This window comes from Acidisoma sp., from assembly GCF_965199065.1.
GTDB lineage: Bacteria > Pseudomonadota > Alphaproteobacteria > Acetobacterales > Acetobacteraceae > Acidisoma.
In genome coordinates, this window is record NZ_CBDAQN010000003.1 from 15,465 (window position 1) to 32,375 (window position 16,911).

The window sequence follows — 16,911 nt, forward strand, 5'->3', positions numbered from 1 at the left end:
GAGCGCGGCCCGCGAATCTCTCGCTTCGGCCATTCATTGGGTGTCACGTTAGCATTACACTCTAGAGAGTCAACTGAAATGGACACTCCATGATTTGAGTTCGATGTCATTGCGCGACCATGACGCGTGCGACCATCGGCATCCGGCCACGCAGCAGACGCGTGCGCGAAAAGCCAGCGTCAGACAGCATCTGTTTGATCCGCTCGGGCGTTCTGGCGCGGCCGCCACCCATTGCGAGGAAGTAGAAGCCGAAGTAGGCGCCCCCCACCGGCTCGGCCCCGCGCGTCCCCGCCATAGGCTCGGCAACGACCAGTGTGCCTCCCTGCGGCAACGCCTGGCGGATGGCGCGTAGCAATACGAGCGCGACATCGTCCTCATGGTCGTGAAGCACACGCACGAGGCTCACCACATCGGCGCCGCTCGGTAGCTCGTCAGCGGTGAAATCGCCGCCGACCACGTTGCAGCGACCGGCGACCGGCGACGCCGCCAGGGCCTCACGCGCGATGTTCGCGACGGACGGCAGGTCGAACAACGTCAACCGCAGATCAGGCGCTTGGGCGCCAGCGGCCATGATAAACGCGCCGCTGCCGCCGCCGACATCCAGAAGGTGCCGATGGCGGCGCAGCGGATATGACCCGAGAACCTCCTCCGCAACGAACTGCTGGCTCACCGCCATAAGCGCAGAATAGCCGTCGGGCGTTGCCGCTCCCTCGCCCGCCCCTTTGGCGTAGGGCCAGTAGTTGGCGAGCGCCGTCTGCGCGGTCTCGCCCCGCAGCAGCCCGACCGGATCGCGCAGATCGTCGTAGAGCAGACCGTGGTGCTCGATCATCGCAGTCACACCTGGATTGTCGATCAGCGCCGCCCCGAGCGAGCCCAATCCATAGAGCGTCCGCCCACCGGCATCCTGCCCGCGCAGCGCCAGCAGCCGGAGCGAGGCCGCAGCGACGAGCAGCCGCTCCGTCGCGGGCTCTGGCATCTCGAGTTCGAGCGCGAGAGCGGCGGTGGAACGCGGCCCCGCCATCAGCCGCTCCGGCAGACGCAGCCGGACGACCGCCAGCAGCACCTGCGAGTAGACGAAGCCGGCGCAGAGATCGAAGAGCGCCCGCGCCTGTCGCCGGGCAACCGGGCGCGTTAGCGGAAACGCACCGGCGGCACGACGAAAGCCCTCCGTCGCCTGCAGGCGCGCGATCCGGTCGCGCGCCCAGGCGGTGAGCGAGGTCGTCATCGGGGTGGCCAGCATCCTCATGCGGCGGCGAGCAAAACCAGCTCTTTCGGCAACAGGCGGGTGAGTTCCGCGAGGATGAGCGTCTTTAACAGCCCGAACTCACGGCAGGGCGGGATGGCGGCGATCGCGCCACGCACAAGACCCTCCACCTTGTCGATCGCTCCGACCATGCCGTGCTGCGCCGCAGCGCTCGGGCGGCCGAGGGCCGCATCCTGCCCCGCCGGCTTACCGAGTTCTTCGGGGGTCATCGCGATGTCGCGGAGATCGTCGGCAATCTGGTAGGCCTCGCCGAGCCGGTCGCCCAGCAAGCGCCAAGGCTCCGCCGGCATGTTGGCCGCAAGCGCGCCGGACATCGTGGCGAGGGTGAAGAGCGACGCCGTCTTCGCCTTCTGATAGGCAACCAGTGGCACGCGGGGCTCCGACTCCCAGGCCTGCCCGGCAATCAGGCCACCGGGCGTGCCGGCGGCTTCAGTGAGCAGCAGCACGAGCTGCCCCAGATGCGGCGAATGAGATGCCGCACGCACAAGCGTCTCGACCGCCAGGACGATCAGCCCGTCACCGGCCAACACAGCAAGCGGCTCGCCGAACTGCTGGTGGACCGAGGGCAGGCCGCGGCGAATGGGGGCGTTGTCGAAGCAGGGCAGGTCGTCATGCACCAGCGAACCGCAGTGCAACAGTTCGATTGCGGCGGCGGCGCCCTCCGCCACGCGATCGTCGCCACCGCCGCAGGCCTTGGCGACAGCCAGGCAGAGCCGCGGGCGCACACGCATGCCGCCGGGGAAGACTGCATGACGCAAGGCTGCGGCCAAGCCAGGAGGACAACCTGCATTCACGGTCGCGAGAGCCGCCTGAAGCGCTCCCTCAATCTGAGGTAGGGATTTCATCGCCACGCCCCTCCAGAACTGTCAATCTGACTTGTCACATGCGACTGTCAACCATAATGGACGTTGGCGTCAATCGAGATCTGAGGGTGGTTGATGACTGAGCGTGTCGTGATCATTGGGGCGGGCGTCGGCGGGCTGGTGGCCGCGCTGCTGCTGGCCGCGCGGGGGCTCGACGTGCTGGTGGTCGAGAAGGAGGCGACGCCCGGCGGCAAGCTGCGCGAGGTGACGGCAGGGTCGGCGCGGATCGACGCCGGGCCGACGGTCTTCACCATGCGATGGGTTTTTGAGGAGATTTTTGCGGCGGCCGGGGCAAGCCTCGATGAGCATCTCACCCTCACCCGCTCCCGTGTGCTGGCGCGCCATGCCTGGATGGACGGCAGCCGGCTCGACCTGTTTGCCGACCGGGCAGAGTCGACCGAAGCTATCAGCCGGTTCGCAGGGGCTTCCGAGGCACGCGGGTTCGAAGCGTTCGCAGCCCGGGCCGCACGCATCTGGGGCACGCTGGAGGGCAGCTTTATCCGCGAGGACCGGCCGAGCGTGTTCGACCTCGTGGCGAAAACAGGCGCCCGCGACCTGATGGGCATCAGCCCCTTCACGACGCTCGACCGTGCGCTGGGCGAGCACTTCCGCGATCCACGGCTGCGCCAGTTGTTCGGCCGCTACGCGACGTATTGCGGCTCGTCGCCCTACGACTCGCCCGCGACGCTCATGCTTGTGGCGCATGTGGAGAGCGAGGGTGTCTGGCTGGTAGAGGGCGGGATGCACCGCCTCGCGGTGGTGCTAGCGTCTCTGGCCGAGCGACTGGGCGCGCGATTGCAGTACGGCACCGGTGTTCGGAGCATTATCCGGCGCGGCGGGCGCGCCGTTGGCGTCGTGCTGGCCGATGGGCAGCCGGTCGAAGCCGATGCCGTCATCTGCAACGGCGACAGCAACGCCGTGGCAACCGGCCTATTTGGCGAGTTAGGCAGCCTGGTGAGGCCGACGCCGCCTGCGGAGCGCTCGCTTTCCGCGCTGACCTGGGCAGTGCAAGCCGTGCCGGAGGGCTTCCCGCTGCTGCGCCACAGCGTCTTCTTTTCGGCCGACTACCGCGCTGAGTTCGACACGCTGAAGCGCGGCCGGCTGCCGACGATGCCGACCGTCTATGTCTGCGCCCAGGACCGGGCGGATGCGGATGTCGCACCGTCGGCCGCACCCGAGCGGCTGCTGTGCCTTGTGAATGCCCCTGCCACCGGCGATGCCGGCAAACCCACCCGAGAGGAGATTGTCCAATGCGAAAAGCAGACCCTGGAACAGTTGCGCCGCTGCGGCCTGAGACTGAGCTTCGATCCTCAACGGGAGGTGACGACCGGGCCGGCACAGTTCGGGACCTTGTTTCCGGCGACAGGGGGCGCGCTGTACGGGCCGAACGCCCATGGCTGGGCGGCGTCGTTCCGCCGCCCGGGAGCCCGGACGAAGCTGCCGGGCCTCTACCTGGCGGGGGGCAGCACCCATCCGGGCCCGGGCGTGCCGATGGCGGCACTTTCGGGCCGGCTGGCGGCGTCGGCGCTGATGGCGGACCTCGGTTTGACCGCGAAGTCCCGCTGAACGGCTATGTTTGGTGGTACGTCGACGCACTGAGCGACGATGGCCAGCACGGCATCACGCTCATCGCCTTTCTCGGCAGCGTCTTCTCACCCTACTACGCGTTCCGCCGCCGCTCCCTCGCCAGGCGGGGTGGCGCGATGGCCAACCCTCTCGCGCATGCAGCCCTGAACGTCGCGCTTTACGGGCGACCCGGGCGCTGGGCGATGACCGAGCGCGGCAGCGCCTCGGTCCGCCGTGACACAGGCTCACTGGCGATTGGGCCAAGCAACCTGCGCTGGGACGGGACGAGCCTCGTCATTGAAATCCGCGAAACCGGCGTCCCTCTGCCACGACCGATCCGGGGCGAGGTGCGGGTAACGCCGGACGCCTTGACCGGCTTCTCGGCGACCCTCGATGACGGCGGCCGGCATCGCTGGCGGCCGATGGCGCCGCGTGCGCGGGTGGAGGTGGTGCTGGACCAGCCGTCCCTACGCTGGTCGGGCACCGGCTACCTCGACAGCAATGACGGCGACGAGCCGCTGGAAGCAGGCTTTCACCGCTGGGACTGGTCGCGCGCGGTGATGCCGGACGGTGAAACTGCAATCCTCTACGACACGTTTCCGCGCACAGGCGGCGATCGAGGTATTGCCATCCATATCGCTCGCAACGGCGGCGTAACGCCGATCGCCTCGCCACCGCTGGTCGCTCTGCCTCGAACGCGCTGGCGGCTTCCACGGTTCACGCGAGCGGAGAGCGGGTCGGCGCGTGTGGCCCGGACGCTGACCGACGCGCCCTTCTATGCGCGGTCCGTGGTGCAAACGCGCCTGCTGGGCGTGGACGCCGAGGCCATTCATGAAAGTGTCGATCTGACGCGTTTCGCCGCTCCATGGACGCAGTTGATGCTGCCATTCCGGATGCCGCGGGCCTTGTGGTAGCCAGTCGCCGCTCCAACCTGCGACGAATGAACAGAAGCACCGCTGCAATCGTAGCCAGTTCCGCGGTTCTCGCCGCCGCCCTTCTCGGGGCCCAGAACGGGCCGCAACGGCCAAGCACGGCGTTCTGGTATGCGCGCCTCCGCAAGCCCGGCTACACACCGCCTGGACCGGTCATAGGCGTGGCCTGGGGAGTGCTGGAGAGCCTGCTGGTCGCAACCGGCTACCGGCTGCTGCGTCAGCCACCTGTGCCATCACGAAACAAGGCGCTGGGCGCGTGGGGTTGCACCCTCATCGGTCTGGCGGCTTTTCCATATCTGTTCTTCGGGAAAAGGCGCCTTGGCCAGAGCACGATGGCGTCCGCCGCGATGCTAGCCGCCGCTGCCGGCACAGCCCTCAATGCAAGTCATGTGGACAAGCCTGCCGCTGCCATGACGCTGCCGTTGCTCGGCTGGGTCAGCTTCGCGACGTTTCTCAGCGGCGATCTCTACCGGCGTAATACCTGAACGACTAGGCCACCAGCGCTTGCCGCCACTCCTTGTGCCGCGGGCCGGACTTTGGCCGGGCGGTCTTCCGGCCGAATTTGAATTCAGCCGCCACAACTGCGCTGCGGTTTAGAACGCGGATTTTTTCCAGGTCTCGCGACCGCTTGAAGTCTTCCACTGTCCGCAACAATTCGGCGTGCAGATTGTGCAGGCCGCTGAGGAGCGCCGCGAACTGAACCTCTCGCTCGATAGCGACATCGCTTTGCACCACCGGAATCGCGCCTTCCCCGGCAGGTTCATCCAGCCGCCCAAGACTCCAGGGCTGGCTCACAAGAAGATCACGCTCCCGCCCCAGTGCTTCTGCTTCCGTCAATAAACTTTCCACATGCTCAAGTTCACGCGGGAGTTTCTGAAGGAATTCGCGTGCGAGCTTGGACGTTCGCTCACGCTGGACATTCTCTCGGGCCCATTTGTCGAAAAGCGAGGCCACGAACGGCAGGCTATGCCCCGAGATCGCCGCGTAAAGCTGTGCCCATGCGCTCACAAGTCCGTTAGCGGCGATCACCGTATGACCAACCAGTGACGTAAGCTGTCCGTCAGCCGCAAGCGGTGAGAAAGCCGGCGAAAACGTGTTTGATGACGTAGTGGGCGTGGGATCGTTCAGCACGATGATCCGTTCTCCTGTCCGGAAGTCTCGCCGTGTGTGGCAGAACTCGAACTAACCATCTTGTGCACGAACACCCCCAGCGCCGCTTCCTCGTCCGAAGTTATGAGTATTATGCGTAAAGCATTCTCTCCCAGGTGAACGTTCAAGAAGCACGCTTTGCGCCCAGCCGGGGCAACCGATGCGGTGGACCCTACGCGTGTTACAGCACAACCCCACAATCCGCGAACGGTGCACAGTGGTCATACGCTCGCGCGGTCTCAAAGCCGCCTTGCTGCGTCAGCCGGTTACCGAAGATCGTTTGGTGGCCAGCGGCAATCTAAGATGGTTGTCTGAGGAAAATGTTCACAGCTATGTCATGAACTACCGAAAGCGAGATGTCCGGCATCACGTTTTCGGGAACTGAAGGCTCGTGCTGATAGAGTCTTCCTGCTCGGCATCGTGTCAGAGACAGTCTGTTACGTTTCTCCAGAAGCACCCCGCCGGCCTCTATGTTAAGTGGCGCTTGTGCCTCGATCTCGTCTGGCTGTGACGCTCCCTGCGTGACGCGTCTAAATGTCGAGATACCATCAAAGCGAACGGGACGAGAGAGTTGTGGTAACGAATCGATCGCCGCGCGCGGCTTTTGTGGCAGTGGCGCTGGCGGCGGTAAGCATCGGCGTGCAGGCGCGGGCATCGACCCCACCGCCATCGGTGGTCGTGACACCCGTCGTCCAGAGCAATGTCTCAACCAGCCTGGGCTACATCGGACACGTCATCGCTATCCAGTCTGTCAAGCTGGTGCCGCGGGTCACCGCGTTCATCGATCAGGTAACGGTCAAGCGAGGCAGTGATGTGAAAGCCGGCCAGGTTCTGTTCAAGCTGCAGACGGCGCAATATCAGGCGGCTCTGCAGACGGCTGAAGCCAATCTCGCCTCGGCGCAGGCAGCTCTCGCCAATGCCAACGTGACCTATGAGCGGGCGCTTCATCTGAACAATAGCGGCTTCTCGCCCACATCAACGCTCGACGAGAATCTCGCAACGCGCAACGAGGATCAGGCCAACATTCTCTCTGCGACAGCTTCCATTGCGCTGGCGCAGCTTAATCTCAGCTACTGCACCATCACGGCGCCGATCGACGGACGCATCGGCGATATTTCGTTGACCAAGGGCAATCTGGTGACGCCCAGCACCTCGGCCCTCGCCACCATCAACCAGCTCGACCCGATCCGGGTCGTCTTCGCGGTCAGCACCGATAGCCCGCTGCTCTACTCCACACATTCCTCGGTAATACAGCAGGACGAGCGTGGCGATCCGAACTTCAAGGTCAACCTCGACCTGCCGAACGGCAAGCCTTATCCGCAGACCGGGAGGATCGCCTTCTTCGACAATCAGGTCGACACCGGCACCGGCACCGTCAATATCTACGCAGACTTCCCCAACCCGCGCGGACTGCTCCTGCCGGGCGCCTATGTCTCGGTCCAGGTCGCGCCCGCAAAGCCGAAGGAAGCCTTGCTGGTGCCCGTTGCGGCCATTCAGACCGACCAGAACAGTTCGTTCGTGCTCGTTGTTGGCCCGGACAAGAAGGTCACGCAGCAGACCGTGACGATCGGCGACCAGATCGACCAGAATTACATCGTCAAGTCCGGGCTCACCGTCGGGCAGGACGTGATCGTCGACGGTATCCAGAAGGTCAAGGTAGGGTCGACAGTCAGCGTCACCTACGCGTCGCCGAGCCAGTCCAATGACAGCTCAGCCACGTCCGCCGATAGCCAGTAATCATGTTTTCCAGCTTCTTCATCTATCGGCCGAACTTCGCGATCGTCATCGCGATCGTCATCACGCTCGCGGGTCTGGTCTCGCTCTCCGCGATCCCGGTCGCGCAGTACCCGAACGTCACACCGCCCCAGGTTACGATCAGCGTCACCTATCCCGGCGCCAGCGCCCAGACGATCGTCAACACGGTCGCCGAGCCAATAGAAGAGCAGGTGAACGGCGCGCCCGGCGAGCTTTATATGCAAAGTTCCAGTGCGAGCTCCGGCACCTACTCACTGACCGTCACCTTTGCCCTCGGGACCGACCCGAACATCGACCAAGTCAACGTGCAGAACCGCGTCCAGATCGCGGAGGCGCAGCTGCCCGGCGAGGTGCAGTCGGAAGGCATCACCGTCCGTGCCGCCTCGAGCACATTCGTGTTGGCAGTCAATCTATATTCGCCGGACAAATCGCTCGATCAGCTGACGATCTCGAACTACGCCTATATGCATCTGCAACAGATCGTCGCGCGCATCCCCGGCGTCGGCAACACCCAGATCTTCGGCGAGCGCGAATATGCGATGCGGATCTGGCTCAACCCGATCCAGATGACGGGGCTCGGCATCAGCACGGCGCAGGTGATCGCGGCAATTGAGGCGCAGAACATTCAAGTTTCGGCCGGGCAAATTGGAGAACCGCCGGGGCCGAACGATCAGCAACAGCAGCTGACCGTGCTGGCGCCCGGCGAACTGACCAGCGTCAAGCAGTTCAAGAATATTGTCATCCGGACGAACGCCAGCGGCGGCATCGTGCACCTCTTCAACATCGCCCGCGTGCAACTTGCATCGCAACAATATAACACGGGCTCGCAACTCGATAATCTCCCGTCGGCAACACTGGCGGTCTATCAATCGCCGACCGCCAACGCCCTCGCCGTCTCCTCGCAGGTGGAAAAGACCGTGGCCGGCATGGCGAGCGAATTCCCGAAGGGGATGAAATACACCGTCGTCTATAACGCGACGAATTTCGTGAGCGCGGATATCGAGGAGATCCTGCGGACCCTCGCCATCACCCTGGTGCTTGTCGTGGCGGTGGTGTTCCTCTTCCTGCAGGACTGGCGGGCGACCATCATCCCGACCATCGCCATACCGGTCTCGCTCATTGGCGTCTTCGCCATCCTCTACGTGCTCGGCTATTCCGCCAACACGATCGACCTCTTCGCCATCGTGCTCGCCATTACCCTGGTGGTTGATGACGCCATCGTGGTGGTGGAGAACGTGACCCGCAATCTGGATGAGAATCCAGACCTCTCGGTAGCCCAGGCGACCGAGAAGGCGATGGCGGAAATCACCGGCCCGGTGGTGGCGACCACGCTCATCCTGGTCGCGGTCTTCGCACCGGTGGGGTTCGTCTCGGGTGTGACCGGCGCGCTCTACCGCCAGTTCGCGACGACGATTTCGGTCTCCGTCGTCATCTCCGCGATCAATGCCCTGACGCTGAGCCCGGCGCTCTGCGCTCTTATGCTGCGGCGTCCGAAGCCGACCCGCTTCGTCGGCTTCAAGGTCTTCAACCGCGGCTTCAACTACGCACGCGACCGCTATGGCGATACGGTGGGATTTCTGTCGCGCAAGCTGCTGATCCCCGTGGTCGGCCTCCTCGTCGTCTTCGGCGCGTCCTACCTCTTCTTCCGGGTAACACCCTCGGCCTTTCTGCCGGCCGAAGATCAGGGCTATTTCTTCCTGAACGTGCAGCTGCCGAATGGCGCCTCCCTGGAGCGCACGAACAGCGTGATCGACACGGTCAGCACCATGCTGCGCAAGACGCCCGGCGTCGCCAATGTCATCGGCGTATCTGGCTACAGCATCGTCACCAGCGCGCAGGAAGCGGATGGCGGGCTGATGATCGCGATCCTGAAACCCTGGAGCAAGCGCGGCGCGAGCGAGTCCGCTTCTGCCATCATGGCCGAGATCAAGCCGAAGCTCGCGGCGTTGCCGTCGGCCGATGTCTCGGCCTTCGACCCGCCCTCGATTCCGGGTGTCAGCGCCACAGGCGGCATCAGCTTCGTGCTGGAGGCGAAGAACGGCGGATCCTACCAGCAGCTGGCCTCTGTCTCCCGCAACCTGATCCTGGCGGCCAACCAGAGCAAGCAGATCGGCTCGGCTTTCTCCGGCTTCTCCGACAGCGAGCCGCAGGTCATGGTGACCGTCAATCCGGACCGCGCGGAGTTGTTGGGCGTCTCGCCCGAGACAGCCTACAACACCCTGCAGGCCTACCTAGGCTCGCAATACGTGAACGACTTCAACTACAAGAACTTCGTGTTTCAGGTGATCGTGCAGGCGGACCAGCAGTTCCGCAGCAAGATCAGCGACATCGACCAGCTCTACGTGCCGAGCACCAGCGGTGCCATGGTTCCGATCACCAGCATCGCGACGGTGAAGGTGGTGCAGGGGGCGAATGCGCTGGTCCTCTACAACCTCTATCCCAGCGTCCTGATCAACGCCAAGGCCAATTCAGGTTACAGCGACGGCCAGGCGATCGCGGCCATGGAGGCGGCGGCGGCCAAGCACCTGCCCAAGGGCTTCGGCTATGAGTGGACGGGCATGACCTATCAGGAGTTGCTGGCGGCAGGTCAGGAGGGTTCGGCCTTCCTCTTCGCGATCGTCTTCTCCTTCCTGTTTCTGGTGGCGCTGTATGAGGGCTGGTTCCTGCCCTTCGCCGTGATCCTACCGGTCTCCTTCGCCCTGTTAGGGGGCTTGATGGCCTTGTGGGTCCGCAACATGCCGCTGGATGTTTATGGGCAGGTGGGCCTGGTGCTGCTGATCGGACTTGCCGCGAAGAACGCCATCCTCATCGTCGAGTTTTCGAAAGATCGTTTGGAAGAGGGCGGCGGCACCATCGAGGCGGCAGCCGAGGAAGGCGCGCGGACACGCTACCGGCCGGTAATGATGACAGCCTTGGCGTTCATCATAGGTGTTGTTCCGCTCGTGATTGCGACAGGCGCCGGCGCGGGCGCCCGCCGGTCGATCGGGACAACGGTGTTCGGCGGCATGATCCTGGCGACGTTCGTGGGCGTGTTGTTCATCCCGCCGCTGTTCGTGATTTCCGAGAAGATTACCGAGCGGCTGTCCGGAAAGGCGAAGCATAAGAAGCAGCAGAAGGTCGCCGCAGACTAGCCGGTGAAAGTTTTTGCTTCTTTTTCCGAAAAGAAGCGCTTTCTTCCTGTCCTTTCGCCAATGGAAGCCGCTAAGGCTCCTCAGCCAGCACGCTGAGGCACACTGGGCGGCAATCAGGGCAGAGGGTCCGGTCCTAATGAGCGAGAATGAAGTTCCGCCTGGCGCCAAGGTGATCCGCCTCGCCGAGCGGGGCATTTATCTCGCGGTCGCGGCACTGCTTGCGGTCGCGGCGGTTGTGACGCTGGTCGAGGCGGTCGTTCTTCTGTTTACGGGCATCGTCGGCGGCGGCGGCTCGACCCCGATTTTCAACGTGATCGACCGGCTTCTATTCGTGCTGATGCTGGTGGAGCTTCTCCATTCGGTCGGCGCGTCCATCAAGGAAGGCGCGATCGTCGCCGAGCCCTTTTTCATCGTTGCCATCATTGCCTGCATCCGGCGGATCCTGGTGATCACCTTGGGAACCTCCCAGATGACCAAGCCCGGCGCCTGGACGCCGCTCAATGCCAGCCTCTTCAGAGCGTCGATGGTGGAGTTGGCGCTGCTCGGGGTTCTTCTCCTGGTTCTGGTCGGTGCAATCTACGCGATGCGGCGGATGGAGCGGCCCGTGTCTTGGAAGTCGAAGGACGCGAAACACGAACCGGTTAAGCTAGAGTTTTAGCCCTTTCGCTCGATTTCGATCAGCTCCACGGAGACGCCTCCTTCCTGCACGTGAAGACGACCAACCGAGATCGGCAGCGCGAAACGACGTGGACCGGCGCTGCCGGGGTTCACGTAGAGAACGCCGTCCTTCCGATAATTGCTCGGCTTGTGGGAATGGCCGAAGATGACGGCATGGTAGCCAGCCGTTGCAGGCTCGAGATCGAGATCCTCGATCCGGTGGAGAACATAGAGGCGCGTGCGAGGGTCGACCTCAAGAACATCGTGTTCCGGTAGCGATTGGGCCCAGCCGGCCGAATCTATGTTACCGCGCACAGCCGTCACAGGCGCGAGGCGTGCAAGTTCCTCCAGGATCTGCGGATTGCCGACATCCCCCGCGTGTAAGATAAAATCGCTGCCTCTGAGCAGGTCGAGCGCCTCGGGCCGGAGAAGCCCGTGGGTATCGGAGATGAGACCGACAATTAACGCGCGAGCCATTTCTGCAGCGCCTCCCCCGACCGACCAGACTATTCAGCCAGGGTGACCTCGATCTCGTCGTAGCGTCTGACTTTATAAAGCACGACAGACAGTATCCAGCTCGCCACGAAGATCCCGATGATCACGTAGCCCAGCATCCCGAAGTTGTCGTTCAGCGACCTGACTGGCTCCCAAAAAGATCCTGAGAGACCGAACTCGCCCTGGATCAGCCCGAGGGTTTCCAGGCCTCCCACGATCAGCGCAACCAGCACCGACACCGTCGTGATCGTGATGTTGTAGTAGATCTTTCGCAACGGCTTGGCGAAGGCCCAACCATAGGCACCGAGCATCAGAATGCTGTCGGTGGAATCGACCAGCGCCATGCCCGCGGCGAACAGCGCGGGAAAGACCATGATGGACCAGATCGGGAGGCCTTTAGAGGCTTCGGCGGCCGAGATGCCGAGCAGCCCGACCTCGGTGGCTGTATCGAACCCAAGCCCGAACAGGACACCGACCGGATACATCTGCCAGCTATGGCTGACCAGGCGGAACAGCCCGCGGAACAAGCGTCCGAAAAAGCCGCGTCGGCCAAGAAGCAGGTTGAGATCCTCGTCGATGTAAACGCCGCCGGCCTTCACCCTCTGGAAGGTCCTCACGATCGAGACCAGGACCAGGATGTTCATCACAGCCAGCGCGAGCAGGAAGAACGCCGAGATCAGGGTGCCCGCAATATTGCCGAAGTTTTCGAACGCGCCGAACCGGGATTTGACCTCGATCGCCGTCGCCGCGACCAGGGCCGAAAGGGCGAACACGATCGTCGAATGACCGAGGGAGAAAAAGAAACCGACCCCGACCGGCTGCTGGCCCTGCTGCATCAACTTGCGGGTCACGTTGTCGATGGCGGCGATGTGGTCGGCATCGACCGCATGGCGAAGACCAAAACTGTAGGCCAGGAAACTTGTGCCGAGGAGGACGGGGTAATGGCGGAACGTCGCCAAGGCGAGAACCCATAACCCGACGTTAGCAGCACCGAGAAGCAAGTACATGCCGCCGATCCTGCCGCGCGTGCTCCAACCCGCATGAATGGTCACGCGCCTGATGACCTCCAACATGGCATCCACTTCGCTACCGTCGTTTGCACCCCTAGCGATGCCTGGGTATGATGTAAATACAGGTTAATCATACTAAGCATCACGCCTGATGGAGCGGCGAAATGGAGCGGATCACAATCACGATCGACGATGAGCTGCTCGCGACGGTCGACGCGCTCGTCGACAAACGAGGCTACCCAAGTCGCTCCGAGGCCATCCGCGAACTTCTCCGCGAATCGGCGAAGCGGGACCATGCCGCCGAGGGACACTCGCTCTGTGTGGCCACCCTGACCTATGTATACGACCATTCCATCCGCGACCTGCCACAGCGGATTGTTGCGGCGCAGCATGATCATCACGAGCTTGGTATCGCCACGACGCACATCCACTTCGATCATGACAGCTGTCTCGAGGTGAGCATTCTGCGTGGCCGCGCAGATGCCATCCAGAGGCTGGCGGACGGCCTGACGGCACAACGCGGGGTGCGCCACGCCAACCTGCACATGATCCCGGCAAAAGTGACGAAGCATCGTCACAGCCATGAGCCCGGTGGCCAAGGACACGGTCATGAAGCGCTCTAGCCGGAGACACTCACGATAACACTTTCGCGCAGGCGGGTCGAAAGCTTGGTGTTTGGCTGCGACGTGATATGTCTCGAGCCATGACGCGGTTGTTCCACCCGCTCGAGCCCCAGTCGCCGCCTGCTGCTCCTGGCGTTGATGGGTTCTGGCCTGGCGAGCCGTTTGGCACTCGGCGCTACGCTGCCCGTTGCCTCTTCCACAGGAGGCGGACCCGTAGGGGATCAACCACAGTCTCGTCCTCTACCTGATGGCGCCTGACGGTCACCTCCTGGCGCTGCTGCCGTCACCGAGGCAGATCTCCCTCATGATGTTACCTGACAACCAGCCCCCAAGGACCTGCAGGATGCGCCGAAGTTTGGGGGGTTTAAGTCCACTTCTTTTTGGCGCCACCCTACTCTCTCCAGGTTCATTCACGGCCGCCAGAGCCGATGCCATGACACTGATGGCCTCCAGCGCCTGGTCGCGGCCGACAGCGTCAGCCGCCATGGCAGGGGTCATCTACGTGACGATCACGGATAGCGGCGCACCCACAAGCCTTGTGAACGTCAGCACGCCTGTTGCCGCACAATCCCAAATGCACCAGAGCCTGATGCAGAATGGCATGATGGAAATGCTGCCGGTCAAGTCGCTCGCTGTCGCGCCGGGTTCACCGATCAGGTTCAGCCCCGGTGGCTATCACATCATGCTCGTAGGCATGATGCAGCCACTTTCGGTGGGGCAGACCTTCCCGCTCACGCTCACCTTCGCCAACGGCACCCGCATCACGACCACGGTGACCGTGCAACCCATGACGGCCGGCGCACCGGCAGACGCCACGGACAGCACAAAGATGTCGCCCTGACCGCTCTCACGGCAACACGCAACGAACGGAAAGTAACCGGCCATGTCTCGCTTGATGCAGTCTCTGTTGATGGGTTTCCTGATAGCTCCTGGTCTCGTGACCATTGCACATGCCGCCTCCGCGCCGCAGACCGTCTGGTCGACCACGATCAAAGTCCCGGTCTACAACACGCCGCAGGAACGGGATGGCCAAGTCTACCTGACCAGCACACAGTCCAGCGGGCCTAATGTCTTTGCCATCGACGGCCGTACGGGAAAGCCGCTTTGGTCCTTCCCGACGCAGGGTTCGATCGCTATCCCGCCGACCGTGGGCCCAACGCAGGTTTTCGTTGCGTCCGACGTCGGCAGCATGCATTTCATGCGAGCGATCGATGCGAAAACGGGTGCGCTGATCTGGAAATACACGCGTGACCAGCCGCCGGAATGCATGTGCAGCTACCAGTCGACCCTCTCGGGCGGCCTGCTCTTTGCGCAGACCGACGGGCACAGCCTGTATGCCTTCGAGCCAAACGGCGCGGCGCCGTCCAAGCGGCTCTGGGCCTTCGACGGCGACGGCGCCCTGCTGACGAAACCTGTAGCGGCAAATGGCGTCGTGGTCGTCGGTTCCTCTGACCGGAACATCTATGGCCTCGATGCGAAGACCGGAAAGACGCTCTGGACCAGCACAACCGGCTACGCGTTCACCGCCGCCCCGGCCGTCACCGGAGACGTCGTCGTCATCGGCGACCAGGGCGGCAATATCGACGGGTTTGACCTGAAGACCGGCAAGCAGCTGTGGAACTTCGGAGCGAGCGGGGCGATCGACGACGCCGCCGTAACCGCGGGCAACGTCGCCTACGCCGTCTCGGAGGATCACAATCTCTACGCGCTCAACATCAAGAACGGCCAGACGGTCTGGCAGTACGCGATGGATGACTACGCAGAACATGCGCCGATCCTGTTGGGCCACCTTGTGGTGGTCGACAATCGGGCAGGACAGCTCATCGGGCTTGATGCCGCAAAGGGAACACTCGTGTGGCAGACCAATCTCGACGGGACGCCGTTTTCACCGCCAGTCGCATGGCAGGATGGAAAGGCTGTGGTCCTGAAAATCGGCGACCACAGGATCGGCGCCTTCGACGCGAGTTCCGGCAAGCCGCTCTGGGATTACAGCACCGAAGCCGTGGTCACGTTGCCGATCGTCAGCGGACAGCACGTCAACGTGGCAACGAGCAGCGGCGAGGTCATGGCGCTGGACTGACCGCCAACCACGGTTGTCGGCATGACCTCGCACCAGCGCGACCTGCGGATCGCCGCAACGGCGCACGTTTCAACTGCTTGGGATTGCGGTTGACACGCGGGCAAACCAGACTGTCAATGACTTCATAATAACAAACGGTGGGTAAACAGCCATGGACGTCGCGGGAGCAACTTCGGATAGAGCCGTTAATCGTCGAAATCTCCCGTTCGATGCCGACCATCTCGATCGGCTGATGGACGAGGCGGGGCTCGACGTTCTGGTTCTGACGAGCAAGCACAACGTGCAGTACCTCCTGGGTGGCTACAGGTTCTTTTTCTTCGACGGGATGGATGCGATCGGCGTCAGCCGATACCTTCCTGTGATCGTCTATGCGAAGGGCCGGCTCGACGATAGCGGCTACATCGGCAACGCAATGGAGTCATACGAACGAGACCTGGGCAAGTTCTGGATGCCGTCCGTTCAGACGAAGAGCTGGAGCAGCCAAACCTCCGCGCAGCTCGCTGCCGACCACATCCGTCAACTCGGCCTGGCGGGGAAGCGGATCGGTGTGGAGATGGCGTTCCTGCCCGCTGATGCCTACCTTGCCCTTCAGGCTGCGCTGCCCGACGCGACATTCGACGACGCCCTGGTTCCGCTCGAGCGGCTTCGGGCGATTAAGACACCCAAGGAGCTGACCCTATTGCGTGAGGCCTCAGAGAAGGTCGTTGAAGCGATGATGGTCGTCATCTCTACCCATGGCCCGGGCGACACGAAGCGGCAGATGGTCGAGGCGCTGAAGCGTGAGGAAGTCGCTCGCGGCATGACGTTCGAATATTGCCTGATCACTGCTGGAGCGAGCCACAATCGCGCACCGTCCGACCAGGCGCTGCGCGAGGGCGATGTGTTGTCGGTCGACTCCGGCGGCAACTATAAAGGCTACATCGGTGACGTCTGCCGCATGGGGATACTTGGGGAACCCGACACCGAGCTTGTCGACCTACTTGGCGAGATCGACGCGATCCAGATGGCTGCCCGCAAGCCGATCAAGGCCGGGGCTCGTGGTGGAGACATTTTCGACCCGGCTCTGGCATTGCTCGAGCGCTCGAAAATCAGTTCGTTCACGCACTTCACAGCGCATGGGATGGGTATCATCAGCCACGAAGCGCCACGGCTGACCAGCACTGGCTTTGTGCCCTATCCAGGCTATGACGAGGACCGTCCGCTGCAGACGGGAATGGTCATCTCGATCGAGACCACCATGCTTCACCCGTCGCGCGGATACATCAAGCTTGAGGACACCGTCGCCGTGACCGACAGCGGCTGGGTCGGTTTCGGAGATGGCGGCCGCGGTTGGAACCGGGGCCGGTCTCCAAGGTAACACGCCGAAGACGCGCGACTGCCGTCGTG

General features: G+C 63.2%; 15 protein-coding genes. 10 read left to right on the plus strand and 5 right to left on the minus strand.

Features of this window, described 5'->3' with window-relative positions:
- Positions 1–106: 106 nt before the first annotated feature.
- Together ACOEQ1_RS08285 and ACOEQ1_RS08290 are read right to left on the minus strand one after the other, a co-directional pair.
- A complete protein-coding gene (locus ACOEQ1_RS08285) occupies positions 107–1,225 on the minus strand; it encodes a methyltransferase (RefSeq protein ID WP_419758788.1) in 1,119 nt (372 codons plus the stop codon).
- Between the two features lie 17 nt (positions 1,226–1,242).
- Positions 1,243–2,109 carry a polyprenyl synthetase family protein gene (locus ACOEQ1_RS08290; RefSeq protein ID WP_419758789.1) on the minus strand — a complete coding sequence of 289 codons (867 nt, stop codon included), beginning with the start codon at positions 2,107–2,109 and terminating at the stop codon, positions 1,243–1,245.
- 93 nt (positions 2,110–2,202) lie between these two features.
- Between ACOEQ1_RS08290 and crtD the strand changes: the two genes are divergently transcribed.
- The 3 genes from crtD to ACOEQ1_RS08305 all read left to right on the plus strand — a co-directional run bounded on the left by crtD (position 2,203) and on the right by ACOEQ1_RS08305 (position 5,110).
- The gene (gene crtD / locus ACOEQ1_RS08295) at positions 2,203–3,693 is read left to right on the plus strand and encodes a 1-hydroxycarotenoid 3,4-desaturase CrtD (protein WP_419758790.1); all 1,491 of its coding nucleotides are present in this window, start codon (positions 2,203–2,205) and stop codon (positions 3,691–3,693) included.
- A gap of 137 nt (positions 3,694–3,830) precedes the next feature.
- Positions 3,831–4,607, plus strand: coding sequence for a carotenoid 1,2-hydratase (locus tag ACOEQ1_RS08300; RefSeq protein ID WP_419758791.1), 777 nt, complete (start codon positions 3,831–3,833; stop codon positions 4,605–4,607).
- 26 nt (positions 4,608–4,633) lie between these two features.
- Positions 4,634–5,110: a TspO/MBR family protein gene (locus ACOEQ1_RS08305; RefSeq protein WP_419758792.1), complete on the plus strand. Its 477-nt coding sequence runs from the start codon at positions 4,634–4,636 to the stop codon at positions 5,108–5,110.
- A gap of 4 nt (positions 5,111–5,114) precedes the next feature.
- On the opposite strand, the gene ACOEQ1_RS08310 is transcribed toward ACOEQ1_RS08305, so the two are convergent.
- On the minus strand, positions 5,115–5,756 hold the full coding sequence (locus tag ACOEQ1_RS08310) for a hypothetical protein (protein WP_419758793.1): 642 nt from the start codon (positions 5,754–5,756) through the stop codon (positions 5,115–5,117).
- 591 nt (positions 5,757–6,347) lie between these two features.
- Here ACOEQ1_RS08310 and ACOEQ1_RS08315 point away from each other — a divergent pair.
- From ACOEQ1_RS08315 to ACOEQ1_RS08325, 3 genes are all read left to right on the plus strand, one after another.
- Positions 6,348–7,511, plus strand: coding sequence for an efflux RND transporter periplasmic adaptor subunit (locus ACOEQ1_RS08315; protein ID WP_419758794.1), 1,164 nt, complete (start codon positions 6,348–6,350; stop codon positions 7,509–7,511).
- A 2-nt stretch (positions 7,512–7,513) separates the two neighbouring features.
- Complete coding sequence (locus ACOEQ1_RS08320; protein ID WP_419758795.1) at positions 7,514–10,660, plus strand: efflux RND transporter permease subunit; 3,147 nt, start codon at positions 7,514–7,516, stop codon at positions 10,658–10,660.
- A 136-nt stretch (positions 10,661–10,796) separates the two neighbouring features.
- Positions 10,797–11,318 carry a phosphate-starvation-inducible PsiE family protein gene (locus tag ACOEQ1_RS08325; RefSeq protein ID WP_419758796.1) on the plus strand — a complete coding sequence of 174 codons (522 nt, stop codon included), beginning with the start codon at positions 10,797–10,799 and terminating at the stop codon, positions 11,316–11,318.
- On the opposite strand, the gene ACOEQ1_RS08330 is transcribed toward ACOEQ1_RS08325, so the two are convergent.
- The gene (locus ACOEQ1_RS08330) at positions 11,315–11,794 is read right to left on the minus strand and encodes a metallophosphoesterase family protein (protein ID WP_419758797.1); all 480 of its coding nucleotides are present in this window, start codon (positions 11,792–11,794) and stop codon (positions 11,315–11,317) included. The genes ACOEQ1_RS08325 and ACOEQ1_RS08330 overlap by 4 nt on opposite strands.
- 29 nt (positions 11,795–11,823) lie before the next feature.
- Positions 11,824–12,885, minus strand: a complete 1,062-nt coding sequence (locus ACOEQ1_RS08335) for a HoxN/HupN/NixA family nickel/cobalt transporter (RefSeq protein WP_419760661.1) — start codon at positions 12,883–12,885, stop codon at positions 11,824–11,826.
- A gap of 101 nt (positions 12,886–12,986) precedes the next feature.
- Here ACOEQ1_RS08335 and nikR point away from each other — a divergent pair, with 101 nt between their 5' ends.
- The 4 genes from nikR (at position 12,987) to ACOEQ1_RS08355 (ending at position 16,882) form a co-directional block, all read left to right on the plus strand.
- On the plus strand, positions 12,987–13,445 hold the full coding sequence (gene nikR / locus ACOEQ1_RS08340; RefSeq protein ID WP_419758798.1) for a nickel-responsive transcriptional regulator NikR: 459 nt from the start codon (positions 12,987–12,989) through the stop codon (positions 13,443–13,445).
- Positions 13,446–13,878: 433 nt separating this feature from the next.
- Entirely contained in the window at positions 13,879–14,286 is a 408-nt protein-coding gene (locus tag ACOEQ1_RS08345; RefSeq protein WP_419758799.1) for a copper chaperone PCu(A)C, read from the plus strand.
- A 69-nt stretch (positions 14,287–14,355) separates the two neighbouring features.
- The gene (locus ACOEQ1_RS08350) at positions 14,356–15,525 is read left to right on the plus strand and encodes a PQQ-binding-like beta-propeller repeat protein (protein WP_419758800.1); all 1,170 of its coding nucleotides are present in this window, start codon (positions 14,356–14,358) and stop codon (positions 15,523–15,525) included.
- Positions 15,526–15,676: 151 nt separating this feature from the next.
- Positions 15,677–16,882 carry a M24 family metallopeptidase gene (locus ACOEQ1_RS08355; RefSeq protein WP_419758801.1) on the plus strand — a complete coding sequence of 402 codons (1,206 nt, stop codon included), beginning with the start codon at positions 15,677–15,679 and terminating at the stop codon, positions 16,880–16,882.
- Positions 16,883–16,911: the final 29 nt, after the last annotated feature.

Excerpts from the sequence above, each read along its gene's own strand:
- ACOEQ1_RS08320 (WP_419758795.1), top strand. The coding sequence starts at position 7,514 with ATGTTTTCCAGCTTCTTCATCTATCGGCCGAACTTCGCGATCGTCATC.
- crtD (WP_419758790.1), top strand. The coding sequence starts at position 2,203 with ATGACTGAGCGTGTCGTGATCATTGGGGCGGGCGTCGGCGGGCTGGTG.
- ACOEQ1_RS08330 (WP_419758797.1), bottom strand. The coding sequence starts at position 11,794 with ATGGCTCGCGCGTTAATTGTCGGTCTCATCTCCGATACCCACGGGCTT.
- ACOEQ1_RS08345 (WP_419758799.1), top strand. The coding sequence starts at position 13,879 with ATGACACTGATGGCCTCCAGCGCCTGGTCGCGGCCGACAGCGTCAGCC.
- ACOEQ1_RS08335 (WP_419760661.1), bottom strand. The coding sequence starts at position 12,885 with ATGTTGGAGGTCATCAGGCGCGTGACCATTCATGCGGGTTGGAGCACG.
- nikR (WP_419758798.1), top strand. The coding sequence starts at position 12,987 with ATGGAGCGGATCACAATCACGATCGACGATGAGCTGCTCGCGACGGTC.
- ACOEQ1_RS08350 (WP_419758800.1), top strand. The coding sequence starts at position 14,356 with ATGGGTTTCCTGATAGCTCCTGGTCTCGTGACCATTGCACATGCCGCC.
- ACOEQ1_RS08285 (WP_419758788.1), bottom strand. The coding sequence starts at position 1,225 with ATGACGACCTCGCTCACCGCCTGGGCGCGCGACCGGATCGCGCGCCTG.
- ACOEQ1_RS08305 (WP_419758792.1), top strand. The coding sequence starts at position 4,634 with ATGAACAGAAGCACCGCTGCAATCGTAGCCAGTTCCGCGGTTCTCGCC.
- ACOEQ1_RS08325 (WP_419758796.1), top strand. The coding sequence starts at position 10,797 with ATGAGCGAGAATGAAGTTCCGCCTGGCGCCAAGGTGATCCGCCTCGCC.
- ACOEQ1_RS08290 (WP_419758789.1), bottom strand. The coding sequence starts at position 2,109 with ATGAAATCCCTACCTCAGATTGAGGGAGCGCTTCAGGCGGCTCTCGCG.
- ACOEQ1_RS08355 (WP_419758801.1), top strand. The coding sequence starts at position 15,677 with ATGGACGTCGCGGGAGCAACTTCGGATAGAGCCGTTAATCGTCGAAAT.
- ACOEQ1_RS08300 (WP_419758791.1), top strand. The coding sequence starts at position 3,831 with ATGGCCAACCCTCTCGCGCATGCAGCCCTGAACGTCGCGCTTTACGGG.